Raw genomic sequence first — 24,105 nt, 5'->3', positions numbered from 1 at the left:
AGCAACGAGGAAACAACTGTGAAAAAATTCTTTCTTTCTTTTTTAACCTTCATCCTGCTGTTATGCAGTTTACCTTATCAAGTCGTTCTGGCAGATGAGCTAGAACTTCCTGCTCAAAGTGCTATTGCTGTTGAAGCTGATACAGGTAAAATTTTATATGAAAAGGATTCAGAGAAAAAGCGAGATGTGGGGGGTCTATCTACACTCTTGACCACTTATCTGATTTTCGAAGCTATTCATGAAAAAAAACTTTCTCTAAAAGATCCTATCAAATTGTCTGAGAAAGCTCTGGCTTTAAATGATATCGAAGGTGCTGGTACTCTTCCTATGGAAGCGAACCAATATACGGTTGAACAGTTATTGACTGCTCTTTTAGTTGGAAATTCTAGTACTGCTGCCTTGGCCTTAGCTGAGAAAGTGGGGGGCTCCGAAAAAAGCTTCGTTGAAAAAATGAAGCAAAAACTTTCTGAATGGGGCATTCAATCTCCTCATTTAATTAATGCTACCGGATTAAATACTCAAACCATTAGCGGAGATCCTGACGGGAAAGGAGACGAAAATCAATTGAGTGCTTATGATATTGCTGTTATTGCCAAGCACTTACTCCAGGATTTTCCTGAAGTGACCAAATATACTTCAAAACCCACTGCTCTTTTTTCAAACACGCAGATTGAAAACCCCAATCTGATGCTAGAAGGCATGCCGAATTACCGTTCAGGCGTTGACGGCCTTCGGGTCAGCAACTCTACCAAAGGAGGCATCACCTTTGCTGCATCAACGACGCAAAATGGCATCCATATGATCACAGTTGTCCTAGGAGTTGAGGCAGTTGACGGTGATCCATACGCACGCTTTGTGGCTACTTCTTCTCTGATGAACTACGTGGTACGGACCTTTGTTTCTTCCATCGTCGTCAAAAAAGGAGATCCCTACGGAAAAAGTAAGGCAACTATCATGGATGGGAAGTCAGAGACTGTTTTAGCTGTTGCAAAAAAAGACTTCTATATCGTCGAAAAGCAAGGCAGCCAAGCGGAACCAAAAATTCAATTCAAGAGTAACCAAGAATCATTCCGAGCACCTGTCAAATCAGGCACAAGTCTTGGAAAATTACACTACACTGATCCAGATAAAATCGGACGTGGCTACTTAGAAGATCAAGAACCAACAGTCGATATGGTAGCAGGAAGAACCATTGAGAAAAGCTTTTTCTTAAAGGTTTGGTGGAATGAATTCGTCCGTTATGTCAACGAAAAATTATAAGCAAAAAAATCACAATGGAGTCAAATCCATTGTGATTTTATTTTGCTATTAAAACGAATTATCCTACAGATCCTTCCATTTCGTAGCTAATAAGTCGGTTTAACTCAACGGCATATTCCATTGGAAGTTCTTTTGTAAAGGGTTCTACAAATCCCATGACAATCATTTCTGTCGCTTCTGATTCAGACAGACCACGACTCATCAAATAATAAAGTTGCTCTTCTGAGATTTTTGAAACCTTAGCTTCGTGCTCCAAAGCAACTTGTGAGTTGTGGATTTCATTAAATGGAATCGTGTCTGATGAAGATAAATCATCCATGATAATAGTGTCACACTCAATGTGAGAAACTGATTTTTTAGAGTTCTTGTTGAAGGTCACTTGTCCACGGTAGTCTACCTTTCCGCCACCCTTCGCGATGGATTTGGATACGATAGACGAGCTAGTGTGAGGGGCATTGTGGATCATCTTGGCGCCTGTATCTTGGTGTTGACCTGCATTCGCAAAGGCAATGGACAACATGGTCCCACGCGCTCCTTCTCCATCCAGATAAACAGATGGGTACTTCATGGTTGTCTTCGCTCCTAAGTTCCCGTCGATCCACTCAACTGTGGCATCTTTTTGAGCTTTGGCCCGCTTGGTGACCAAGTTGTAGACATTGTCCGACCAGTTTTGGATGGTCGTGTAACGCATATAAGCACCATCTAAGGCAAAGATCTCAACAATCGCTGCATGCAGGCTATTGCTTGAGTAGGTCGGCGCTGTACAGCCTTCCACATAGTGAACACTTGCTCCCTCATCCACGATAATCAACGTGCGCTCAAACTGACCTGTATTTTCATTGTTGATACGGAAGTAAGTTTGAAGGGGGACATCTACTTTTACGCCTTTTGGTACATAAATGAAGGTTCCACCAGACCAGACTGCTGAGTTGAGGGCAGCCAATTTGTTATCCGTTGGTGGCACTAACTTCGCAAAATACTGTTTGAACAGGTCTGGATATTCTTTTAGGGCAGAATCCGTATCGGTAAAGATAATCCCCAACTTTTCAAACTCTTCTTTCATATTGTGGTAAACCACTTCTGATTCATACTGAGCAGAAGCCCCCGCTAAGTAAGCACGTTCTGCTTCAGGAATCCCGATACGCTCAAAGGTTTCCTTGATTTTCTCTGGAACTTCGTCCCATGAACGGGCAGGTTTATCCGAAGGTTTTTGATAATAGATCAAATCATCAAAGTCAATCTCTGATAGATCGGCTCCCCAGGTTTGCATGGGCATCTTTTTGAAGGTTTCAAAAGATTTCAAACGGAATTCGAGCATCCATTCGGGTTCATTTTTTGCTGCAGACAATTCACGAATAACCGCTTCATTCAATCCCTTCCCGGTAGAGAGAATGGGTTGAACATCATCGTGAAATCCAAATTTATATTCACCGAGATCAATTGGTTTCGGTTCGACTCTTTCTTCAGCCATAATTTCCTTTCTTTCTCTGTTTCTTCTTTTAACTATTTGCTACGTTCGATCGCTTTTTTAAGAGCATTCCATGAGAGGGTCGCACATTTAATCCGTTGTGGGAATTTTGAGACTCCAGATAAGAAGGCTGCGTCTCCCAATTCCTCTTGGCGAGGATCTGACTGGCCTTGGACCATTTCTGAAAAGACCTGCGCCAATTCTTCGACTTCCTCTTTTGTTTTTCCCATTACAGCATCCGTCATCATACTAGCTGAAGCGGTTGAGATCGTACATCCTGAATTAACAAAGGCGATATCTTCCACCCTGTCATTCTCATCAAATTTCACACTTAACTGGATCACATCTCCACAAGTTGGATTGTTGAGTTGGATCTGATCAACATCTTCAATCTGGCCCTGATGGTGAGGGTGTTTTGAATGGTCAGCTACGACCGCCATGTACAGCGAATCTAATTTAGAAAGTGCCATTGAAAAACTCCTTTGCTTTGATCAATGCCTCAATTAATTTATCACAGTCCGCTTTAGTGTTGTAGATATAAAAACTTGCTCTCGTTGTCGCTGGAACTTGTAGGTATTGAAGGAGCGGTTGTGCACAGTGGTGACCTGCACGAACAGCAATCCCTTCATAATCTAATGCTGTTGCTAAGTCATGCGGATGGAGATCTCCTAGATTGAAGGAAATGACGCCAGAACGTTTTGCTAAGTCTTGGGAACCATAAATGGTCAAGCCTTCGATCGCCTGTAATTTTGGAAACACATAGGCAATCAATTCTTGCTCATGCGCTTCTACCTGGTCCATCCCCAGCTCTTCTAAGTAATCGATTGCTGCACCGAGACCAATTGCTCCCGCCATATTAGGTGTTCCAGCTTCAAATTTCCAAGGCAATTCCTTCCAAGATGCAGATTGTTCGTAAACAAAGTCAATCATCTCGCCCCCAAACTCGATCGGAGACATTTGCTCTAAGATTTCTTCCTTCCCATAGAGGACACCAATCCCTGTTGGTGCAGCCATCTTATGGCCAGAAAAAGCAAAGAAATCCGCATCTAAGTCTTGTACATCAATGGCCATATGAGGGGTTGATTGAGCCCCATCTACGACCATGATCGCTCCAACTTCATGAGCTAATCGAGCAATTTCCTTGATCGGATTGACTACCCCTAAGACATTCGAAGCATGGGTGATGGAGACAAATTTTGTCTTCTCACTAAGCTTGCTCTTTAAGTCCTGCATATCCAGTAAGCCATCTTTTAGATAGACATAGACCAGTTTTGCTCCTGTCTTCTTGCAGGCTTGCTGCCAAGGAATGATATTGGAGTGATGTTCCATGATGGAAATCAGGACTTCATCCCCTTCCTTTAGGACTTCTTCTGCATAGCGGGCTACCCAGTTGAGTCCAGTCGTTGTCCCTCTTGTAAAGAGCACTTCCTTGGTTGATGAAGCGTTGATAAATTTTCTGACTTTCTCACGCGCCGCCTCATAGGCTGCTGTCGCTCGTTCAGCCAAAGTATGGACTCCACGATGGACATTGGCGTTATCTTGCAAATAATAGTGATTAACTGCTTCAAGAACACGTTTAGGTTTTTGCGTCGTCGCTGCATTATCTAGATAAACCAAAGGCTCATCATGGACTAGTTGATCGAGAATGGGAAAATCTTGAGCAATTGTATTTTTATCTAGCATTGTTTCTCCTTAGCGTTGAGATAACTTTTCTTCAATGGTGGCAATCATTTCATCACGTACTTCTTTAACTGGGATTTCAACAATAACAGATCCCAAGAAACCACGCACCACTAAGCGTTCCGCTGTGTGTTGATCCAGACCACGACTCATGAGGTAATACATATCTTCTGGGTCCACTTGACCGATCGATGCAGCATGGCCTGCTGTGACGTCATTTTCATCAATCAAGAGGATTGGGTTGGCATCTGAACGTGCTTGATCCGATAACATCAAGACACGGCTTTCTTGCTGAGCATCTGCTCCTTTAGCCCCCTTGATAATATGACCAATTCCATTGAAGGTCAAGGTTCCTTTTTCAAGAATAACCCCGTGTTGCAAGATATTTCCGATCGAGTTGCAACCAAAGTTGGTCACGCGGGTGTCAATTCCTTGAACCTGACGACCGCTTGATAAAGCAACGACTTTCAAATCTGCATGACTTCCGTTTCCAACCAAGTCACTGTCAAAGTCTGCAACCACGTTACCTTCGTTCATAACACCGATAGCCCAATCAATGCTGGCATCCTGACCTAGTTTCCCACGTCGACTGATGTAGGCTGTGACATTTTCACCCAGACGGTCAATCGCCGCAAATTTCACTTGGGCACCTGAGCGGGCGATCACCTCAACCGTCACATTCGCAGTTGCTGTTGCTGAGCCTTCACCTTTTGATTCTAGGCGTTCCAAATAGCTAAACTTGCTGTTTTTGCCTGCAATAATCAAAATGTGTTTATTAAAAGGTACATCACTATCACTATCCTGGTAGAAAATACCTTCGATGGGTTCTGAAATTTCGACATTTTCTGGAATATAAAGGACAGCCCCACTATTAAAATAAGCCGTGTGGTAAGCTGCTAGTTTATCATCGTCGTATTTAACCGAAGACATAAAGTAGTCTTCTACCACCTGCGGAATTTCTTCTAGGGCAGAATGGAAATCTGTGAAAAGAACTCCTTGGTCTGCCAAGGCTTGTGGCACCTGTTCAAATACAGTTTGGGTTCCAACTTGGACTAATTTTAAATTTGAATCGAGGACTGTAAAATCGGGAACATTGGCAGAAGCCTCGCTTTCTGTGATCGTCCCATCTCCAAGATTCCAGCGGTGGAATTTGACACGTTCAATGGCTGGCAATTCCAACTGATCGATCTTGTCAAAAGCTTTTTTTCGTAAATCTTGCAGCCAGCTTGGCTCAGCATGCAGTTCCGAAAAGAGGGTAATATTTTCAATACTCATTTTTTTCTCCTAATAAAGATACTATCTGTTTGATTTTATGACAACATTAGATCACTTGTCATCAGGTTATAGTTCTTCTTTATAGTCGTAACCGAGTTCTTCTGCGAGTTGTGCATAGCCTTCACGTTCCAAGCGGGCAGCCAATTCTGGTCCACCTGAAAGCACGACACGGCCTTCCATCATCACATGGACGACATCTGGAGTAATGTAGTTCAACAAACGTTGGTAGTGGGTGATGATCATAGCTCCAAAACCTTCACCCCGCATTGCATTAACCCCTTTAGATACGACCTTAAGAGCATCAATATCCAAACCAGAGTCAATTTCGTCCAAAAGGGCAAATGTTGGTTCCAACATCAACAATTGAAGGATTTCATTGCGTTTTTTCTCACCACCTGAGAACCCTTCATTCAAATAGCGTTCTGCCATTTCTTCTTTCATGTTGAGCAGTTCCATCTTTTCATCCAATTTTTTGATGAAATCACGAATAGAGATCTTCTCGTCCTCTTCTTTACCAGCATTCATGGCTGCACGTAAAAATTCTGCATTCGTAATTCCTGGGATTTCTGAAGGGTATTGCATGGCAAGGAACAAGCCCATCCGTGCACGTTCGTCTACTTCCAATTCCAAGATGTTGACACCATCAAACAGAATCTCCCCTTTGGTTACTTCATAATTTGGGTTTCCCATAATGGCAGCTGACAGAGTAGATTTCCCTGTTCCGTTTGGTCCCATGATGGCTGCGATCTCACCAGTTTTTAGGGTCAGGTTTACACCTTTTAAAATTTCTTTGCCTTCAATTTCAACGTGAAGGTCTTTAATTTCTAATGTCGACATTGCATTCCCTTTCTTTTTACTTTGAAGTCTGGAAGGTTTCTCAAAGCAAAGATTCCTTCATCACAAAGTATTTTTTTACCTTTCAAGTATATCAAAAAAAAGCCTAAATGGCTTTTCTTTTGATTAGAACTATTCTTATTTAGTTTTTTCTTTTCGTTTTTGACGAACTTCCTCCCGGTAGGAAGAATTCCCTATATAGCGCAGAACATTTAACAAAGGACTATGATGTGGACCCAGAACCCCGATCAATTCTGCTAACAACTCTACTCCAAACAAGAGCCCGATCACAAGTAGGACGCCCCCAATGCGGCTCGAGATATTGAGTAAGAGAGAAATCAAGGAGAAGATCATCGAAATCCCATAGATCACAAGCACAGTTCCCCGATGTGTCAAGCCCAGAGAAAGAAGTCGGTGGTGCAAGTGATTGCGATCCGGTTTATAAAATTTTTGACCAGAAAGAGTCCGACGGATAATGGCTAAAAAGGTATCTGTAATCGGTACACCGAGAATAATCATTGGGGTGACTACCGCAACAGCTGTCGCATTTTTCAAACCTTGCAAGGACAAGACAGAAATCATAAATCCGATAAACAAGGCACCGGTGTCTCCCAAATAGAGAATGGCCGGATGGTAGTTAAAGGGAAAGAAACCAGCGATGGACGCAACCAATACAAAGATCGTCATGGTCAGAAAGAGATTGGGTACTGGTAGAAAGAAATAGGACACAATCCCCATTGTCACTAGGGAAATAATAGAGACCCCACTCACCAAGCCATCTAATCCATCAATCAGATTGACCGCATTGGTAATAGAAACAATCCAAATCACCGTCAAAAGATACGATAGCCATGGTTCAAAATGAAGTAAGGGCCCACCGAATGGAATCTTAAAATCATTTAGACGAAAATCTGTCAAAAACCAGACCAGACTCGCTGCCAGCAGGATGCCGATCATCTTTTTCTTGGCAGACAATTCTTTTACATCATCGATCAAGCCTGTGAGCGCGATAATCCATCCTGCGCCCACGACCGGCAAGGTATAAGATAGGTAACTTTTGATTGGTGCGGTAGTGGATGTCAGCATAGGAATAAACACAAGAGTCGCAATTGAAAAAGCAATCACAATAGACAGTCCACCCGCGCTTGGCATGGGCTTGGTATTGATCCGACGCGCATTCGGATAATCTACGGCATCAATCTTAAAGGAGAATAGGCGAACCAAGGGCGTCAATACCAAGGCAATCATAAAAGTCCCAATCAGCACCAGAACAAATTGCAAGGAAAAGGACATCATAAGCTAGCAACTTTCTTCAAATTCTCAATCGCACCAGACACCATTAATAAATGACCATGTTCCTGCAGAACAGCTCGTGTCACTTCTGAATCATCCGCATACTCCCGAATGATGGCAAGTAACCAGGTTGGATATTGATTTGGTTGATCCTCTGTATTGATCAAGACAGTTAAATAATAATCGGATCCCATTTTGTATAATTCAGAGGTATCCACTGGAAAGCTGACCGTTTTTGAAAAGGCAACTGCTTGCTGGATATTTGAAAAGCGCAAAATGTAATAAATATACTGACTTACTGGTGCTTCAGATGTCGGATCTTGTTCTTGATTGTCCCGTAACTCTTCTTGTTCCAAATGGTGAATAGCTTCTGCATCCCCTTTTGTCTTATCAGAGATTGTTTTTTCCAAGGTTTTGATAAATTCATCTGGAGTCATGCGCGACAACTCTTCCATATCAGGAAGATCTGACAAATCCTCAAAATCCAATTGTTGGTCAATTTTTGATTTGGTAACAAAAACATCCAATTTATCTGGTTTTGGTGTCACTCGAAAACTCAGCATTCCACTATCCAGGAAGCTTTCTGGCATTTCGAGCTCATCCAAAATGGCGTAGAAAAATTCTTCTGTTTTTTCTTGCGGGACAAGGAAATCAGCAATTTCCATCCCACGTTCTTCTAAGTCTTCTAGTTGGATCGTGATCTTAATAGTTGAATCACTAATTTGCTTCATCTTCATAGCATAACCTCATACTTCTAGTCTTACTATTATACTAAAAAATTGGATAGAATTCAAAAAAAGGATGCATCGAAAAGAGGTCGGGACAAAAGTCTCCAACCTCAGAAAACAATTTGATCAAGTTCAACCGTTCTCTTAGAAAATAATACGGAAGAGTCCATACAATAGCAAGATGGAACCAAGAACAATCCGGTATTTCCCAAAGACGGTGAAATCATGATTTTTCACATAATCTGTCAAGAAGCGTATGGCATACATGCTGACCACAAAGGCCACTCCCATCGCTACCAGTAGAATAAAGAGTTGCCCCAGTGCTAGTGAATGTCCGCCAAGAGCGAATTTTCCAACCTTTAAGAGGCTAGCCCCAAACATGGCTGGAATCCCCAAATAAAAGGTAAATTCTGTCACCACTGGACGGCTAACACCATTGATCAAGCCACCTACAATCGTAGCACCTGAACGGCTTGTTCCTGGAAATAGCGATAAGACTTGGAAGAGTCCGATATAAAGAGCTGTTCGATAAGGAAGCTTATGCAATTCCGTTACTGCTGGCTCAACCTGTTCCCGTCTTTCCAGATAGATAAAGGCAATCCCGTAGGTGATCAACATAATCGCAACGGAAATCGAATTGTGGAAATGCGCCTCAAACCAATCATCCAATTTAAAAACAAAGACAAGAGGGAGGGTTGCAACCGCAACTTTTGCCCATAATTGCCAGGTCCGACGTACTTCTAGTGGAGATTTACCAGGTTTGAAGGGATACAATTTATCGAAATAAATCACCACAACCGCTAGGATTGCACCCAATTGGATCACGACATTGAACATCTCCATAAAGGCCGGATCTTGATTTTTAAACTGCACAAAATCCTGTAACAGAATCAAGTGACCTGTACTTGAGATCGGTAACCATTCTGTAATCCCCTCGACAATCCCAAAAAGAACCGCCTTGATTAATTCGATCAGAAACATCTTTTTCTCCTAAACTTACATTTGCTCTATTATATCATAAATCTATGGACTGGACCAGGCCTTCTAAACTAGAAGGGAAAGAGCTACCAAGACCATTCTTAGTGCTACTTAGAAGGCACCAAAGCCTCCTCCGCCTCCTCCGCCAGAGAAACCTCCTCCACTACCAGAGGAAACTGTGAAATGACTAGCTGTCGATGCTGTCGATCCATAAGTAGACATGGCATGACTTGAGTGGGTCACATCATGATAGAACGGGGTGTAAACGAAGGCGTTTAAGGCTTGATTTTCTAAATGAATATTCCGAAGCTTCATGACCTTTGTGACCTGATCAGCTACACCATACAAGGCCGCATAGACCAATAAGCGATTCCATAGGACCAGAGACTGCAACTCTGCATCGTTGAGGTGGGCAATCTCTTTCAACATCCGACCAAAACTATCCCAGTAATAGCGTTGCTCAGCACCCGCAAGATTGACAACACCATCTCGTAGGCAGGCTTTAAAGACACCATTGAAGCGCACTGGCATAAACCAAAGTATGAGGATCCCTATCAAACAAGGAACAGAGAACCAACCCATCCCAAAGATGGCAAAGATTTCTGCTCCAAGGGCGATAAACCAAGCAGCCCAACCAAAGAAGAGACTTCGTCTAGCTTGCGCTTCTTCTTTTGCTTCTAAAGGGCGATAGTAGCTTGGCAAATGGAGATCTTCCACCTTGCGATGAACATCTCGGGCCACTTGGTTGACAGCCGTATCAAAGCGGCCTTGAGCCCAACTTCCTAGTGAACGAATGGCATCTTGATCTGCTTTTTTGGCATGTTTGTATACATCATCACTAAATTTATAATTCTCAAAGAGACGGTTAACAGGACAGGAAACTTGATCCCCAAAAGCCATATTCATAAAGGAACGTTCAAAATCATCTACATGCCCATGAGACTTTCTGGTCAAAACGACTTCATTTCCTTGTTGCTCGTAGACAATCACTCCACGATCCATCAAATCCAGCAATGTAGCTTGAAGCATTTTTTCAAATGTAAACACCGGCGGAGTTGCCTTCTCTTTATTGGTAGGGGAGGCCTCGTCTAATTCAGCTGAATAAACAACCGAGCTCATGACAAGAGGTGCAATATCCTGTGGAATTTCATAAAGACGAGTATCAGTCGGATAAGTCACACCAGGCCAAATCATTTTTTTGAACCGTTTGCGACCCAAGAGAGAAAGAAGCCAGAGTGCAATCAATAAGGCTGGTAAGATCCAGTTCCAAAACATGCGTGTCCAGTATTTTTCCTGTTCAATTTTAGCTTGGTTCTTGTGAAATTCATCCAATTTGGTCAATCCTGTATTTCGACCAGAATCATACAAGGTAGTTAGGTCTGACTTCAACCAGTAACCATACAACTCCACAGCTTTTCCTTTGCCTAGGTTATAGAAAGTGGCAGAATAGATTCCATCTTCTTTCTTTACAGTCACATCCGGTCCCATAAAGGCTGTATGGATATACAGTTCCGATTGGGCATTTGCGGGCGCAAACTTAGGAATAACACGAAATTGAACCTCGTCCACCTTCTGATCCCCATCTGTGATCGGTTTCCAGTTCAACTCCAAGATATCCTTGTGTGAATAGAGGAGATTTTTTAATTTCCATGTAACTTTAATTTTGACTGTATCTGTCGCTACACCACTGTTATAAATTTTCACTCGGTAGCCATCACCTAGATTCGTAATCTCGGGTTCTCTTTGAAGCTCACGACCTTCCACCTCAACCTTTGGCGGTATCTCAATTGCAAAGCCTTGTGGCATGTTCCCCGCAGTTCCTAGGCTAACATACTGCCCTCTATAAGAATCTTTGAAATAATAAACCAGTTCTTCCTCATAGGTGGCGTCGTCCCAGGTGTCCAAGGTCAAGGTTCCACCATAGTAAAGTACATCATAAGATGGACTAGATGCATGGACATTCTGACTGACAAAAAGGCAGGCCAGAAAGGCGAAAAAAACATACAAATACTTTTTCATTTGATCACGCTCCTTTGTATTATTATAACATTTTTTAAATAAAAAGAGGAGTATGTTTGAAATGTAGCCTATTTTACTGTACAATAGGAGAAGTTAAAATAAGGAAGAGGAGAAAAAATGAAAAAAACATTATTCGCGCTCTTAACAGGGCTTTTCATTTGCCTGGGGATCACACAGGTTGCTCATGCAGATGACTATTTACGAATCGGAATGGAAGCAGCCTACGCTCCTTTCAACTGGACCCAAGAAGATGATGCAAATGGAGCTGTTAAAATTGACGGTACTAATCAATATGCCAATGGGTACGATGTCCAAATCGCCAAAAAAGTTGCTGAGGAGTTAGGTAAAAAACCTCTGATCGTAAAAACATCTTGGAACGGTTTAATTCCAGCCCTCACTTCTGGTAAAATCGATATGATTATCGCTGGGATGAGTCCAACCGCTGAACGTAAAAAAGAGGTCGCCTTCTCCAAGAGCTACTATACCAGTGAACCGGTCATGCTCGTTCGTAAAGATGGAAACTATGCAAACGCCACTAGTCTAGATGACTTTAAGGATGCAAAGGTCACCTCTCAACAAGGGGTCTACCTCTATTCTCTCATTTCCCAACTCAAGGGTGCGAAACAAGAAACTGCAATGGGTGATTTTGCCCAGATGCGTCAAGCTTTAGAATCGGGTGTTATTGATGCCTATGTTTCTGAACGTCCCGAAGCCCTAACCGCCGAGTCCGCTAATTCTAAATTTAAGATGATTCAATTCAAAAAAGGATTTGAAGTTGGGGAAGAAGATGCGACTATCGCTATCGGGATGAAGAAGGGTGACACTAGAATTGACCAAGTCAATGCCGCACTAGCTAAGATTTCGTCTGAAGACCAAGTTAAACTCATGGATGATATGATTAAGAAGCAACCAGCTTCCAGTGATGCTAGTGATGATAAGCAGACATTCTTTAGCCAAATGATGAAGATTTTAAAGGATAATGGCCCACAGTTCTTACGGGGAACTGGAATGACCCTCTTAATCTCTATGACTGGAACTATCGCTGGGTTGATTATCGGTTTGTTAATCGGTGTCTTCCGGACAGCTCCGAAGGCTAAAAATAAATTCCTTGCTGGATGCCAAACTGCCTTTGGTTGGTTCCTCAATGTCTACATTGAAATCTTCCGTGGAACTCCGATGATCGTTCAATCCATGGTCATTTTCTACGGTTCCGCCCAAGCCTTCAACATTTCCTTGGATCGTACCTGGGCCGCCATCTTTATCGTATCCATCAATACCGGAGCTTATATGAGTGAGATTGTTCGTGGTGGGATCTTAGCAGTGGATCCAGGTCAGTTTGAAGCAGCGACTGCTCTAGGAATGACCCATGGACAAACCATGCGCAAGGTCGTCCTTCCACAGGTTGTTCGCAATATCTTGCCAGCAACAGGGAATGAATTTGTTATTAACATCAAGGATACATCTGTTTTGAATGTTATCTCTGTAGTTGAACTGTACTTTACAGGAAATACGGTCGCAACTCAAAACTACCAATACTTCCCAACCTTTACGATCATTGCTGTGATTTACTTCGTTCTCACCTTTACTATCACACGAATCCTTCGCTACATCGAACGTCGCTTAGATTCTGATACTTATACTACAGGTGCCAATCAAATGCAAGTCAAAGAGGTGAAATAATGGCAGAAAAAATTCTTGAAATCCAACATTTAAAAAAATCTTACGGTCAAAATGAGGTCTTGAAAGATATTTCGCTCACCGTTGAAAAAGGAGAGGTGATCTCCATCATCGGGAGCTCTGGTAGCGGAAAATCAACCTTCCTTCGCTCCATCAATCTTCTAGAGACTCCTACTGCTGGAGAGATTCTCTATCGTGGACAAAATGTTCTTGATCCTGAGTATGATCTTACCCACTACCGCGAGAAATTAGGGATGGTTTTCCAAAGCTTTAATCTCTTCGAAAATTTAAACGTCTTGGAAAATACGATTGTTGCACAAACGACCGTCCTCAAGCGTGATCGTGAAACTGCAGAAAAAATCGCCAAGGAAAACCTTGAAAAAGTCGGTATGGGATCTCAATATTGGGCTGCCCGTCCGAAACAACTTTCAGGAGGCCAAAAACAACGGGTTGCTATCGCACGGGCCCTTTCCATGGATCCTGATGCCATCCTCTTTGATGAACCAACTTCCGCCCTGGACCCTGAAATGGTTGGAGAAGTTTTGAAGATCATGCAGGACCTCGCTAAAGAAGGTTTGACCATGATCGTCGTAACCCACGAAATGGAATTTGCCCGCGATGTCTCTAGCCGTGTCATCTTCATGGACAAGGGGGTCATTGCTGAACAAGGAGATCCAAAAGAAATCTTTAGCAATCCAAAAGAAGAACGGACCAAGGAATTCCTTCAACGCTTCTTACATTAATCTCTTGAAACAGTTTGCTTACCAGTATGGAAGCAAGCTGTTTTTTGTATCGCTTCTGCTTTTGAGGCATCGAAAAAAACCAGAGAGCAAACTCTCTGGTTTTCAATTGGAACAACAAATTAATCTTCGAATTTTTGATGATTTTTATCATAAAAATCAATCAATCCAAGTGCCGTTTCGAACGAGATGTTCTTCACTTTTGCACGTCCTTGAGCCAAGGCAATGATAGACATTTCACGGGCATTTGTTTCCTTACTGATACGATACCCTGTGATTTTCTTATCACGTACCCATCCAACAACTGATTCTACTTTTTCAAAGTTCGATTTAGCCATGATCTTTCTCCTATATTATTATTTCCAATACTAATATAAATTTTTTTGCACATTTTGTCAACTAAAATCGCTGAAAATACGAACCTTTTTTAAAAAATGAAAAAAAGTTTACTTTGCTTTCAAGGCTGATAATATTTGTGTACGAATGTTTTCGACGCCATCTGGGTTTGCTGGTAGGAAAATCGTATTATTCCCTTCTTTATCTGCAAAATTATTTAAGGTATCCAAGTATTGGTTGGTTAAGAGAATAGACATGATTTGTTCTTCGGTTAAATCTACATTCGCACCTTTTAACTCTTTAATAGAGTCTGCCAATCCATCGACAATGGCCTTCCGTTGCTCGGCAATACCAACCCCGTGCAAACGGTCTTTTTCCGCCTCTGCTTCGGCAGCAGTAACGATCTTGATCTTGTCTGCTTCTGCCAATTCCTGAGCTGCCACGCGTTTTCTTTGCGCCGCATTGATCTCGTTCATGGATTGTTTCACTTCGGCATCTGGCTCAACTTTGGTGATCAAGGTTTTAACAATAATATATCCATAAGTTGACATTTCTTCTGCTACTTGTTTTTGAACTTCAAGGGCGATTTCATCTTTTTTCTCAAATAATTCATCCAAGGTCAACTTAGGCACAGAAGAACGAAGAGCATCTTCAATGTATGATTTAATCTGTGATTCTGGACGCATGAGTTTGTAGTAGGCATCCTTTACGTTGCTTTCGTTCACTCGGTATTGCGTCGCCACATTCATGGTAACGAACACGTTATCCTGAGTTTTTGTTTCAACCACGATCTCACTCTGCAAGACGCGCAATTGAACACGTGCTGCAATTTTATCGATGCCAAAAGGCGCTCTCATATGAATACCACTGTCGCTAATTTTTTGATAACGTCCGAATCGCTCGATGATGGCAACTGATTGTTGCTTGACCACATATAGTGAGCTAATCACAATGAATCCTGCAACCATTAGCAAGAATAAAATAAAGATAAAAAATCCAGGCATAAAAAGTTCCTCCTTTTAATTTACGCATATCATATCACAAGTCTTCATAAAAAAGCAATATATTCCATAAAAATATATTGCTTAAATAGTCGATTATTTCTTCATGATACTCAGACCAGCATATTATAGAGAGTTTCATTTCCGTTCAAGTTAATGAAAGACGGATCAAAACGCTCAATACGATTGACCAAACCTGCATAGTCATGCTTATTGGCCAAAGTAACCCCAATCAAGACAGGGCCTGTTCCTTTACTAGCACGCTTGATGTATTCAAAACGTGTAATATCATCATTTGGCCCTAAGATATCATTTACAAATTCACGAAGGGCACCTGGACGTTGTGGGAAATTGACGATAAAGTAGTGTTTGACCCCATCGTAGATCAAGGCACGTTCTTCCATCTCAGGCATACGGTTGATATCATTATTCCCACCTGAGATAATACAACAAATGGTTTTCCCCTTGATGTATTCGCGCAAGATTTCAAGGGATGCCACACTGGCCGCTCCTGCTGGTTCAGCTACGATCCCTTGTTTGGAATAAAGATCAATCAAAGTCTCTGAAATCAAGCCTTCATCGACCCCAACCAAAGTTTCCACATGTTGACGGGTCACTTCATAAGTCAATTGTCCCACTTTTTGCACAGCAATCCCGTCTGCAAACTTATCGATTTCTGGCAATTTGACGGGACCACCTGCTTCAAAAGCAGCCTTCATAGAGCGCGCTCCTTCGGCCTCTACCCCAATGACTTCAATCCGAGGCTCTGTTTCTTTGATGTAGGTAGAAACACCTGAAATGAGCCCACCACCTCCTACAGGAACAAGGACTGCATCAAAAGCAATCGATTCTTTTCGAGCTTCCTCAAGGATTTCGTAGGCCACTGTTCCTTGACCAGCCTGTACGTTTGGATCATCAAACGGGTCAATAAAGGTCCGTTTTTCTGCAAGAGTAAATTCTTGGGCTGCCTTCGCTGAAGCGTCAAAGGTATCCCCCACCAACTTGATCGTTACATAATCTCCACCAAAGAATCGGACTTGGCCGATCTTTTGTTGCGGTGTCGTAATCGGCATGAAGATGGTCGCTGGAATCTTCATTTCATTACAAGTATAAGCAACCCCTTGCGCGTGGTTTCCCGCAGAAGCACACACTACCCCACGCTCACGCTCTTCTTTTGAGAGTTGAGAAATTGCAAAATACGCTCCACGAATCTTGAAAGAGCGAACGCGTTGGGCATTTTCTTTTTTCAAATAAATCTTTGCCCCATATTTTTCAGATAAATAGTGGTCGTATTCAAGAGGCGTATTAACAACGACCCCTCTTAATATTTTATGGGCCTTAGCCACATCTTTTGCTGTTATCATTTCATACCTCTGTTGCTGTGTTTTGATGAAAAAAGCAAGCCAGGGTGTCCCAACTTGCTTAGTCTTCTACAGACAATTAGTTGTAGATTTTGAAGGCGTCATCGTCGTTTTGACCAACGAACGGCATTGCTTTACGTAATTCAGCACCAACTTTTTCAATTTCAAGGTTAGCAGCTTGTTCACGGTAAGCAGTTAATTTTGGACGTCCAGCTTTGTAGTCGTTAACAAAGTCGTTAGCGAAGTTACCATTTTGAATGTCAGCAAGAACAGCTTTCATATTTTCTTTCACTTGCTCAGTGATGACACGTGGGCCTGATACATAGTCACCGTATTCAGCAGTGTTCGAGATTGATTGACGCATTTTCTTGAAGCCACCTTCGTAGATCAAGTCCACAATCAATTTCATTTCGTGAAGAACTTCAAAGTAGGCCAATTCTGGAGCATAACCAGCTTCAGTCAATACTTCAAAACCTGCTTCGATAAGGGCAGTCAAACCACCACAAAGTACCGCTTGTTCTCCGAACAAATCTTCTTCCGTTTCTTCTTTGTAGGTTGTTTCAAGAAGACCAACGCGTGCCGCACCAACACCTTTACACCAGTCCATAGCGATATCTTTGGCGTTACCTGTAGCATCTTGATAGACAGCGTAAAGTGCAGGAACACCAAAACCTTCAGTATAAGTACGACGAACCAAGTGACCTGGTCCTTTCGGTGCACACATAAAGACATCGACATCCGCTGGAACTTTGATGAATTCAAAGTGGATATTGAATCCGTGTGCAAAACCAACAGCATTACCCGCTTCAAGATTTGGCGCAATTTCTGTTTCGTACAATTCTTGTTGGATTTCATCCGGAGCCAAAATCATGATCACGTCTGCCAATTTAGTCGCTTCTGCTACTGTATAGGTATCAAAGCCATCTTCTTTTGCTTTATCGAATGATTTACCTGGACGTACACCGATGATGACATCGTGACCTGTATCACGCAAGTTTTGTGCATGCGCATGACCTTGTGAACCGTAACCGATAACGGCGATTTTTTTACCGTCAAGTGCTGCAACTTTAACGTCTTTTTCGTATTCCATTTGAACTGCCATAAGTAAAATCTCTTTTCTATTTTAATTTGCCTTTTTAAGGCGAGGATAACAATTTTCAGTCGAGAATTAATCTCGAGTAAAACCGGTTGCACCGGTGCGGGCAATGTTTTTAATCCCATAAGGTCGAATAACACGAATGAGGGCTTCGCTCTTTTCTGCATTTCCCGTCATTTGAACGGTGATAGAGCTTGGGGCTACATCGACCACGGTCGCACGGAAAGGTTGAATAATGGCCAAGATTTCCGCCCGCTTCTCAGCAGGTGCAGAAACTTTCACCAGGATCACTTCGCGCTCCAAGTGTGGTTTATCAGTGATATCCCGGACACGGATCACATCCACTTGGCGGTTGAGCTGTTTGATGATTTGCTCTACTTCATCATGCGAAGCAACATCAATGATAATGGTAATCCGCGATACATTAGGGTTTTCTGTTGCGCCAACAGAGATACTTTCGATATTGACTTGACGTCTCGACAAGACTCCAGTAAAGCGGTTCAGAACACCTGATCGGTTTTGAAGTTTGGCTGTTAACATTCTACGCATTAAACTTCACCCCCAACATCTCATGATTACTCTTACCAGCTGGTACCATCGGCAAGACATGCTCTTTCCGAGAAATGTCTACTTCGATGAACATTGGTACATCTTCTGTGATGACTTCCAAATCCTTCTCAAGAGTTTCAGGATTATCAAATTTATAATTCTTGATCCCGTAAGCTTGCGCCATCAATTGGAAATCCGGAAGGCTATCAAAGACTGACTCTGACGTCCGACCATCATAGAAGGCTTCTTGCCATTGACGGACCATCCCAAGCGAGTGGTTATTGAGCATAACGACCTTGATCGGAACCTTATAAATATTTAAGATCGCCAATTCTTGGTTGGTCATTTGGAAACCACCATCTCCGACAAAGAGAACAACTTCTTTATCTGGATTGGCAATTTTCGCTCCGATAGCTGCAGGAACACCGAATCCCATCGTTCCTAGACCACCAGATGTTACCAATTGGCGCTCATTTTGGTAAGGATAGTATTGAGCTGCCCACATTTGGTGTTGTCCAACGTCTGTGACGACAATAGCGTCCCCCTTGGTCAACTCTCCGATGCGTTCGATCACAGCTTGTGGTTGCACAACCCGTTCTTTCTTGTCGTATGAACGAACCCGGTTCTTATCTTGGGTCACCTTTTCGATCCATTTTTCTGTGTTGTTATGAACCGTTGGCTCTGCTAGCAATTGTTGCAAGGCTTTCTTTGCATCGCCAACCACAGGAATGTCGACAGCAATGATCTTACCAATCTCTGCAGGATCAATGTCGATATGGGCAACCTTAGCATTTTTAGCGAAAGTCTTTGGATTCCCTGTCAAACGGTCGTCAAATCGACAACCAACACTGATCATGAAATCCGTCTCTGTCATAGCGATATTGGCCGCGAAGGATCCATGCATCCCTCCCATCCCTAGGAAAAGAGGATGACTGGTCGCAATCGTTCCTTGACCTAACAGACTGGTCACTACTGGAATCTGATAGCGCTCTGCTAGAGCAATCAACTCTTTTGCAGCTCCAGCGTAACTTACTCCACCACCAGCAAGAAGAACTGGTTTTTTAGCCTTACTCAATTGCTTCAAAATCTTTTTGATCTGCAATTCATTGGGTTCAATGGTAGGCTGGTAGCTTGGAAGCTTCACACTTGGTTCATAGATAAAATCTGTCTCTAAAGCAGAGACGTCTTTCGGTAAGTCAATCACCACCGGACCAGGACGGCCAGTCGTCGCAATATGGACAGCTTCTGTGATAATTCGCGGAAGATCTGCCGTCTCACGTACTTGATAGTTGTACTTGGTAATGGGCATGGTAATTCCCACAATATCCGCTTCTTGAAAGGCGTCTTTCCCGATCCCAGCACGATTGACTTGACCAGTGAAGACTAATAGGGGAACGCTATCGCTCATGGCATCTGCAATCCCTGTAATGGCATTTGTAGCCCCCGGTCCACTAGTGACGACTGCGACACCCAGCTTTCCAGTTGATTTGGCGTAGCCTTCAGCCTCATGCAAGCATCCTTGTTCATGACGACCCAAGATATGCTGGATACCCTCAAAGCTATAGATGGCATCGTATAAAGGCAAAACCGCTCCACCAGGATAACCAAAAATCGTGTCAATGCCCAAATCACGCAGGGTTTCAAGAACGAGCTCTGAACCGGTTTTTGCAGTTTCTAAGGTAATTTTCTCCATGTCTCTCCTTTCCAGTACTTTGTATATCAAATTAGCATGCTACTATCATACCATTTTTAGGAAATATTTCAAGGAAAAATAGTAAATTTTCTGAATTTTCTATCCAAATCCGAATAATGAGAGCTCTCCTAAAACAATGACAAATCCAATCAAAAAAGAGGCTGGGACAAAAGTCCTAGCCTCTCAATTGTCTTTGGATTATCGAGCAAGACGCAGTGGTTGAGTGGGCTCTACTACGCTGATTTCATCAGCTTTTACAGCCCTACTCAACTGTGCGGAGGTGGGACGACGAAATCGAATTCTAACGAATTACCGATTTCTGTCCCACTCTCTTTTCTTTCTTATAACCATCCCTTTTCTTGGGCGATCTTTGCTGCCTCCGTCCGATTTTCCGCATCCAACTTGGTCAGTATGGCTGACATATAATTGCGGATGGTCCCGTTTGAGAGGAATAAGCGATCAGCAATTTCTTGGTTAGAAGCCCCTTTTGCGACTTCTTTTAAAACCGCCTGTTCCTGAGAGCTTAGAGGATTGGGATGGGTCAAGATGCCTTCCATTAATTCTGGTGAATATTCTTTTTGCCCTGCTAAAACTGCATGAAGAGTCGCCATCAAATCTGTAATGCGACGTTCTTTTAGAACATAGGCATCGACACCAGCCTTGAGGGCCCGCTCAAAGTAGCCCGGCCGCTTAAAGGTGGTAACGATGACAACCTTGAGTTGGGGTCGTTGACGTTTGGCCCATTCTAACACTTCTAGCCCTGTTTTGATGGGCATCTCAATATCTAAGATAGCAATATCAACTGGATGGGTTTCGAGTAAACGAATAGCTTCTTGCCCGTCTCCAGCCTGCAAGACTTCGTCTACATCCTCTTGCAAAAGCAAAAGCTGACAGAGGGCATCGCGCAACATACTTTGGTCTTCTGCAACTAATAAGCGCATCTTATTTCCTTTCTTGATAGGGGATCCGTATTTCTATGCGGGTCGGCTTGTGTTGATGACTGATTTCCAGCTCTCCTCCCAACAAGGCAATCCGTTCGCGAATCGAGTGCAGGTCCTTATCGGAGACTTTGTCAAAGCCAATCCCATTGTCTTCTGCGATCATTTCCACACCTGTCTCGGTGGAGCGATAAGAGAGAAAGGCTTGTGTTGCTTTGGCATGTTTGATCATATTAGTGGCTAATTCCAGAGACACCATGGCCAGAGCAGACTCTAGGATCGGCGAGATGCTGGCTGTATCGAGATCGTTTTGGATCTCCACTTTGACTTGGGCCACTTCTAGCATTTGCTGGACAGTTTCTAGCTCTCTTGCCAGGGTTCGCTGCTTCAAGTTCTCCACAATCTCTCGGACTTGGTGCATGGACTCTTGACTGATAGCTTGAATCTCTTGCACCTGCTCCTGCGCCTTCTCAACTTGGCCCAATGCTAAGAATTGATCAGCCAGGTCCGCCTTGACACTGAGCATGGCAAAGGTGTGTCCTAGACTGTCATGCAGATCACGGCCAATCCGATGGCGCTCGTTTTCTGCCAGCAAGAGATTGATCTGGGCATTTTGCTTGGCATGGTCAGCTTTCAACTCTTCCATCATCTCAGCCCGGACCATACTATAGGTCATGATCGCGATAAACAAAAAGACGATCAGGACAAAAAGCCAATCATTTTCTCTCATATCCCTATTAAATAACAAGGCTCCCAAAAGGATCAGTTGTGATCCAAAGGCCGTCCAAAGAAAGGGCGAGCGAAAATTGTGGATTCTAAAACAATAAACTAAAATATTGCTTAGATAATAGTAAAACCAACAAAAGCCCGTCCCAACATAAAAGGTATTTCCTGCAATATAAAGTAGAAGATAAATCCAAAAAAGCCAGGTCAGTTTCTTATTTTCAGTAATGAGGATTCCTAGATAGCTTATCATAAAGAAGATGGCTAAAAAGAAATGCCACCAGGGAATCTGCCCCAAGAAAATAGAAGCAAAGGGAAAGGCCATAAAGATTAAGCCTACGTAAAACATATGGTGAATATGTTTGAGTTTTTCAATCATGAACGAACCTCTGAATGACGACGATAAACGATGACAAGGGTAAACAAGACCAGGGTAAACAAGATTAAATAGAGACTAGCAAAACCATTGACCTGCCCCTTATTCAAAAAGGTCTTGATCAGTTCCATCAATTGATAGGTTGGCAGGCATTTGCCGATGGCTTGCATCCATTCTGGAAAGACACTAATGGGCATCCATAGGCCACCCATAACAGCCAGTCCCATATAGAGGAGATTGCCCGCAACCGACATCAATTGACTGGAAGGAAGCAAGGTCAAGACCAGACCGATAGCTACAAAAGCTAGACTTCCTAGGATGAGAAGGAAGGCCGCTAAGACCCAATCCTGTAGAGACATGTTCACATGCCGCACCACATGACCCACGGTAAAGACGACCCCAATCGATAGGAGAAAGTCTACAAAGAGACCCGCAACCTTTATTAGATAATATTCTACCATAGATACCGGGGTATGGCGCAAGACTTTTTGCCAATTATTGAGTCGATCAGTTTCAAGAACTGTTGGAAAGGAAAATAGAGCCGTAGACATCATGGAAAAAGCCGTCATGGAGAGGAGATAATCCCTCATAAAGTGAGCGGGTCCCCCTGGTGTATCCTGGTACATCCCTGAAAAGAAGAGATAAAAAGCCGTGGGCATCCCTATTGATAATAAATAATAAATGGCTTGGCGTCTGGTCAAATGCCACTCAACCACGCCGAGAGCTTTCATGCGTTTCATCTTCTCTACCTACTTCCTTTGTATTTTCAAAAATAGAATCCAATAAACTTCGATTGGTCACTTCGATCTCTTGGATCGAACAGCCTTCTTCTTGCAATCGAGTCCACAAACGATTGGCATCGCCTGTCACAACTTGGAGGGCATCAGGTTTGACCGTCACTTGACCAATTCCGTCCATCCCTGCCACTAGAGCTTGGTAGCGCAAAGGCAGGGTAAAATGTTTTTCTACCTCTTCACTTCTCATAGCTAGTGGCGTCGTATCCCGAAGCAAACGTCCCTGATGCAAGACCAGGATCCGGTCAGCTGTATGCTCTACTTCCTCGATATAATGGGAAGAATAGACTATAGTCACACCTTGGTCCTTTAAATGCCCGACGATCTCCCAAAAGCGTTGGCGAGTGGACGTATCCATGGCAGCCGTTGGCTCATCCAGAAACAGAAGACTGGGACGACCAATCAAGGTCAACACAAAGGATAAAAGACGCTTTTGCCCACCAGACAGCTTACTGGCTAATTGCTTCTTTTGTTCTGGAGTAAAACGCAATAAATCATCGATGTCATTGACCGTTAAAGGGTTGGGATAAATGGAGCGAAAGAAACTGATCAGTTCCTGCACGGTTAGCTTTTGCACGATGGCATTCTCTTGAGGGAGATAAGAGACACTATCCTTTAACTGAGGATGACCAGGAGCTTTTCCTTCTATTTTAATGATTCCAGAAGTTACCTTCCTATCTCCTAGGAGGCAATCCATCAAGGTTGTTTTCCCAGCTCCGTTTGGCCCAATAAAAGCCAAGCAATCCCCTCTCTCAACTTTGAAAGAAAGATCTTCTAGGATCAACTTTCCTTTGATACTTTTGTTCAAGTTCTCTACTCTAATGACACTCATGAGACTCTCCTTTCAACCAAATCTGACCAGCTGGAATGATGACATAGACGACCAAGGTCACTCCCCAAACCGTTTGGAAAAACCAGCTAGGAAAATGGGCAGAAAACCAGCCCGTCACCATCTCAGTTGCCCAAAGGAGCAAACACAAAACAGCTACCAATCCAATTTCAAGTTTCTTTTTCATTGCTCCATCTCCTTTTTAACAGCCTTGACCATTTTCAATCCTTCTTGGACCGCCCAGCTCATGATGCCAATCCCAGCAAATAATTCCCAAGGGAAATGGTAATAGAGACTATCATCCTTTGAAAAGATTAAATAGACGACCATCCCAACCACTGTTAACGTAAACACTTTATAGAACCATTGTTTCATTTTTCCTTACCTCTTACTTTCTGACTTTATTATAGCGAAAGGAATAACAGGCCACTAGATGATTTTGTCACTGGCTCACATG

24 protein-coding genes are annotated in these 24,105 nt (G+C 42.9%); 3 read left to right on the top strand and 21 right to left on the bottom strand.

Annotated features, from left to right (window positions below; translation table 11 throughout):
* The first annotated feature begins 18 nt into the window (after positions 1-18).
* Complete coding sequence (locus NMM13_RS08050; protein WP_254728418.1) at positions 19-1,260, top strand: serine hydrolase; 1,242 nt, start codon at positions 19-21, stop codon at positions 1,258-1,260.
* A gap of 58 nt (positions 1,261-1,318) precedes the next feature.
* On the opposite strand, the gene sufB is transcribed toward NMM13_RS08050, so the two are convergent.
* The 9 genes from sufB to NMM13_RS08005 all read right to left on the bottom strand — a co-directional run bounded on the left by sufB (position 1,319) and on the right by NMM13_RS08005 (position 11,535).
* The gene (gene sufB, locus NMM13_RS08045; protein ID WP_118397432.1) at positions 1,319-2,731 is read right to left on the bottom strand and encodes a Fe-S cluster assembly protein SufB; all 1,413 of its coding nucleotides are present in this window, start codon (positions 2,729-2,731) and stop codon (positions 1,319-1,321) included.
* A gap of 32 nt (positions 2,732-2,763) precedes the next feature.
* Positions 2,764-3,198: a Fe-S cluster assembly sulfur transfer protein SufU gene (gene sufU, locus NMM13_RS08040; RefSeq protein ID WP_003010276.1), complete on the bottom strand. Its 435-nt coding sequence runs from the start codon at positions 3,196-3,198 to the stop codon at positions 2,764-2,766.
* The gene (locus tag NMM13_RS08035) at positions 3,185-4,411 is read right to left on the bottom strand and encodes a cysteine desulfurase (RefSeq protein WP_024056228.1); all 1,227 of its coding nucleotides are present in this window, start codon (positions 4,409-4,411) and stop codon (positions 3,185-3,187) included. The genes sufU and NMM13_RS08035 overlap by 14 nt, the downstream gene beginning before the upstream one ends.
* A 9-nt stretch (positions 4,412-4,420) precedes the next feature.
* Positions 4,421-5,683 (bottom strand): Fe-S cluster assembly protein SufD, encoded by a 1,263-nt coding sequence (gene sufD / locus NMM13_RS08030; RefSeq protein ID WP_254728417.1) that lies wholly within the window; start codon positions 5,681-5,683, stop codon positions 4,421-4,423.
* Between the two features lie 66 nt (positions 5,684-5,749).
* Entirely contained in the window at positions 5,750-6,520 is a 771-nt protein-coding gene (gene sufC, locus NMM13_RS08025; RefSeq protein ID WP_003004238.1) for a Fe-S cluster assembly ATPase SufC, read from the bottom strand.
* A 135-nt stretch (positions 6,521-6,655) separates the two neighbouring features.
* Complete coding sequence (locus NMM13_RS08020; RefSeq protein WP_049475088.1) at positions 6,656-7,813, bottom strand: glycosyltransferase family 4 protein; 1,158 nt, start codon at positions 7,811-7,813, stop codon at positions 6,656-6,658.
* Positions 7,810-8,547, bottom strand: a complete 738-nt coding sequence (gene mecA / locus NMM13_RS08015) for an adaptor protein MecA (protein WP_195190105.1) — start codon at positions 8,545-8,547, stop codon at positions 7,810-7,812. Before mecA ends, NMM13_RS08020 begins: the two co-directional genes overlap by 4 nt.
* Positions 8,548-8,682: 135 nt before the next feature.
* Positions 8,683-9,519 carry an undecaprenyl-diphosphate phosphatase gene (locus NMM13_RS08010; protein WP_251458533.1) on the bottom strand — a complete coding sequence of 279 codons (837 nt, stop codon included), beginning with the start codon at positions 9,517-9,519 and terminating at the stop codon, positions 8,683-8,685.
* Positions 9,520-9,627: 108 nt separating this feature from the next.
* Positions 9,628-11,535, bottom strand: coding sequence for a DUF2207 domain-containing protein (locus tag NMM13_RS08005; protein WP_254728416.1), 1,908 nt, complete (start codon positions 11,533-11,535; stop codon positions 9,628-9,630).
* Positions 11,536-11,652: 117 nt separating this feature from the next.
* On the opposite strand from NMM13_RS08005, the gene NMM13_RS08000 reads away from it, so the two are divergent.
* Together NMM13_RS08000 and NMM13_RS07995 are read left to right on the top strand one after the other, a co-directional pair.
* Positions 11,653-13,215: an ABC transporter substrate-binding protein/permease gene (locus tag NMM13_RS08000; RefSeq protein ID WP_070590528.1), complete on the top strand. Its 1,563-nt coding sequence runs from the start codon at positions 11,653-11,655 to the stop codon at positions 13,213-13,215.
* Positions 13,215-13,955 (top strand): amino acid ABC transporter ATP-binding protein, encoded by a 741-nt coding sequence (locus NMM13_RS07995; RefSeq protein WP_155127046.1) that lies wholly within the window; start codon positions 13,215-13,217, stop codon positions 13,953-13,955. The genes NMM13_RS08000 and NMM13_RS07995 overlap by 1 nt, the downstream gene beginning before the upstream one ends.
* A 119-nt stretch (positions 13,956-14,074) precedes the next feature.
* On the opposite strand, the gene NMM13_RS07990 is transcribed toward NMM13_RS07995, so the two are convergent.
* The 12 genes from NMM13_RS07990 to NMM13_RS07935 form a co-directional block, all read right to left on the bottom strand.
* Positions 14,075-14,290, bottom strand: a complete 216-nt coding sequence (locus NMM13_RS07990) for a hypothetical protein (protein WP_003004771.1) — start codon at positions 14,288-14,290, stop codon at positions 14,075-14,077.
* 108 nt (positions 14,291-14,398) lie between these two features.
* Positions 14,399-15,292, bottom strand: a complete 894-nt coding sequence (locus NMM13_RS07985; RefSeq protein WP_003010253.1) for an SPFH domain-containing protein — start codon at positions 15,290-15,292, stop codon at positions 14,399-14,401.
* Positions 15,293-15,402: 110 nt separating this feature from the next.
* Positions 15,403-16,653, bottom strand: a complete 1,251-nt coding sequence (gene ilvA, locus NMM13_RS07980; RefSeq protein WP_014712946.1) for a threonine ammonia-lyase IlvA — start codon at positions 16,651-16,653, stop codon at positions 15,403-15,405.
* A gap of 76 nt (positions 16,654-16,729) precedes the next feature.
* Positions 16,730-17,752, bottom strand: a complete 1,023-nt coding sequence (gene ilvC, locus NMM13_RS07975) for a ketol-acid reductoisomerase (RefSeq protein WP_254728415.1) — start codon at positions 17,750-17,752, stop codon at positions 16,730-16,732.
* Between the two features lie 66 nt (positions 17,753-17,818).
* Positions 17,819-18,295, bottom strand: a complete 477-nt coding sequence (gene ilvN, locus NMM13_RS07970; RefSeq protein WP_003010242.1) for an acetolactate synthase small subunit — start codon at positions 18,293-18,295, stop codon at positions 17,819-17,821.
* Positions 18,288-19,988, bottom strand: coding sequence for an acetolactate synthase large subunit (locus tag NMM13_RS07965; protein ID WP_254728414.1), 1,701 nt, complete (start codon positions 19,986-19,988; stop codon positions 18,288-18,290). The genes ilvN and NMM13_RS07965 overlap by 8 nt, the downstream gene beginning before the upstream one ends.
* A 341-nt stretch (positions 19,989-20,329) precedes the next feature.
* Entirely contained in the window at positions 20,330-20,929 is a 600-nt protein-coding gene (locus NMM13_RS07960) for a response regulator transcription factor (RefSeq protein WP_254728413.1), read from the bottom strand.
* 1 nt (position 20,930) lies between these two features.
* Complete coding sequence (locus NMM13_RS07955; protein WP_254728412.1) at positions 20,931-21,656, bottom strand: sensor histidine kinase; 726 nt, start codon at positions 21,654-21,656, stop codon at positions 20,931-20,933.
* Positions 21,657-22,024: 368 nt separating this feature from the next.
* Positions 22,025-22,765, bottom strand: a complete 741-nt coding sequence (locus tag NMM13_RS07950; RefSeq protein ID WP_254728411.1) for an ABC transporter permease — start codon at positions 22,763-22,765, stop codon at positions 22,025-22,027.
* Positions 22,734-23,651: an ABC transporter ATP-binding protein gene (locus tag NMM13_RS07945; protein ID WP_254728410.1), complete on the bottom strand. Its 918-nt coding sequence runs from the start codon at positions 23,649-23,651 to the stop codon at positions 22,734-22,736. Before NMM13_RS07945 ends, NMM13_RS07950 begins: the two co-directional genes overlap by 32 nt.
* Positions 23,638-23,835, bottom strand: coding sequence for a hypothetical protein (locus NMM13_RS07940; RefSeq protein ID WP_048691475.1), 198 nt, complete (start codon positions 23,833-23,835; stop codon positions 23,638-23,640). Before NMM13_RS07940 ends, NMM13_RS07945 begins: the two co-directional genes overlap by 14 nt.
* Entirely contained in the window at positions 23,832-24,023 is a 192-nt protein-coding gene (locus tag NMM13_RS07935; protein ID WP_023027681.1) for a hypothetical protein, read from the bottom strand. The genes NMM13_RS07940 and NMM13_RS07935 overlap by 4 nt, the downstream gene beginning before the upstream one ends.
* Between the last annotated feature and the right edge of the window lie 82 nt (positions 24,024-24,105).

The sequence above is a fragment of the Streptococcus sp. CF8_St5-11 genome, assembly GCF_024295625.1.
In the GTDB taxonomy this organism is placed as follows: domain Bacteria; phylum Bacillota; class Bacilli; order Lactobacillales; family Streptococcaceae; genus Streptococcus.
The sequence above is the reverse complement of the archived record's forward strand: the minus strand, read 5'-3'. Positions and strand labels throughout refer to the sequence as shown.

Bases quoted from the DNA above. Each gene is read 5' to 3' on its own strand.
- sufB (WP_118397432.1), bottom strand. From the start codon at position 2,731: ATGGCTGAAGAAAGAGTCGAACCGAAACCAATTGATCTCGGTGAATAT.
- sufU (WP_003010276.1), bottom strand. From the start codon at position 3,198: ATGGCACTTTCTAAATTAGATTCGCTGTACATGGCGGTCGTAGCTGAC.
- NMM13_RS08035 (WP_024056228.1), bottom strand. From the start codon at position 4,411: ATGCTAGATAAAAATACAATTGCTCAAGATTTTCCCATTCTCGATCAA.
- sufD (WP_254728417.1), bottom strand. From the start codon at position 5,683: ATGAGTATTGAAAATATTACCCTCTTTTCGGAACTGCATGCTGAGCCA.
- sufC (WP_003004238.1), bottom strand. From the start codon at position 6,520: ATGTCGACATTAGAAATTAAAGACCTTCACGTTGAAATTGAAGGCAAA.
- NMM13_RS08020 (WP_049475088.1), bottom strand. From the start codon at position 7,813: ATGATGTCCTTTTCCTTGCAATTTGTTCTGGTGCTGATTGGGACTTTT.
- mecA (WP_195190105.1), bottom strand. From the start codon at position 8,547: ATGAAGATGAAGCAAATTAGTGATTCAACTATTAAGATCACGATCCAA.
- NMM13_RS08010 (WP_251458533.1), bottom strand. From the start codon at position 9,519: ATGTTTCTGATCGAATTAATCAAGGCGGTTCTTTTTGGGATTGTCGAG.
- NMM13_RS08005 (WP_254728416.1), bottom strand. From the start codon at position 11,535: ATGAAAAAGTATTTGTATGTTTTTTTCGCCTTTCTGGCCTGCCTTTTT.
- NMM13_RS08000 (WP_070590528.1), top strand. From the start codon at position 11,653: ATGAAAAAAACATTATTCGCGCTCTTAACAGGGCTTTTCATTTGCCTG.
- NMM13_RS07995 (WP_155127046.1), top strand. From the start codon at position 13,215: ATGGCAGAAAAAATTCTTGAAATCCAACATTTAAAAAAATCTTACGGT.
- NMM13_RS07990 (WP_003004771.1), bottom strand. From the start codon at position 14,290: ATGGCTAAATCGAACTTTGAAAAAGTAGAATCAGTTGTTGGATGGGTA.
- NMM13_RS07985 (WP_003010253.1), bottom strand. From the start codon at position 15,292: ATGCCTGGATTTTTTATCTTTATTTTATTCTTGCTAATGGTTGCAGGA.
- ilvA (WP_014712946.1), bottom strand. From the start codon at position 16,653: ATGATAACAGCAAAAGATGTGGCTAAGGCCCATAAAATATTAAGAGGG.
- ilvC (WP_254728415.1), bottom strand. From the start codon at position 17,752: ATGGCAGTTCAAATGGAATACGAAAAAGACGTTAAAGTTGCAGCACTT.
- ilvN (WP_003010242.1), bottom strand. From the start codon at position 18,295: ATGCGTAGAATGTTAACAGCCAAACTTCAAAACCGATCAGGTGTTCTG.
- NMM13_RS07965 (WP_254728414.1), bottom strand. From the start codon at position 19,988: ATGGAGAAAATTACCTTAGAAACTGCAAAAACCGGTTCAGAGCTCGTT.
- NMM13_RS07960 (WP_254728413.1), bottom strand. From the start codon at position 20,929: ATGCGCTTATTAGTTGCAGAAGACCAAAGTATGTTGCGCGATGCCCTC.
- NMM13_RS07955 (WP_254728412.1), bottom strand. From the start codon at position 21,656: ATGAGAGAAAATGATTGGCTTTTTGTCCTGATCGTCTTTTTGTTTATC.
- NMM13_RS07950 (WP_254728411.1), bottom strand. From the start codon at position 22,765: ATGAAACGCATGAAAGCTCTCGGCGTGGTTGAGTGGCATTTGACCAGA.
- NMM13_RS07945 (WP_254728410.1), bottom strand. From the start codon at position 23,651: ATGAGTGTCATTAGAGTAGAGAACTTGAACAAAAGTATCAAAGGAAAG.
- NMM13_RS07940 (WP_048691475.1), bottom strand. From the start codon at position 23,835: ATGAAAAAGAAACTTGAAATTGGATTGGTAGCTGTTTTGTGTTTGCTC.
- NMM13_RS07935 (WP_023027681.1), bottom strand. From the start codon at position 24,023: ATGAAACAATGGTTCTATAAAGTGTTTACGTTAACAGTGGTTGGGATG.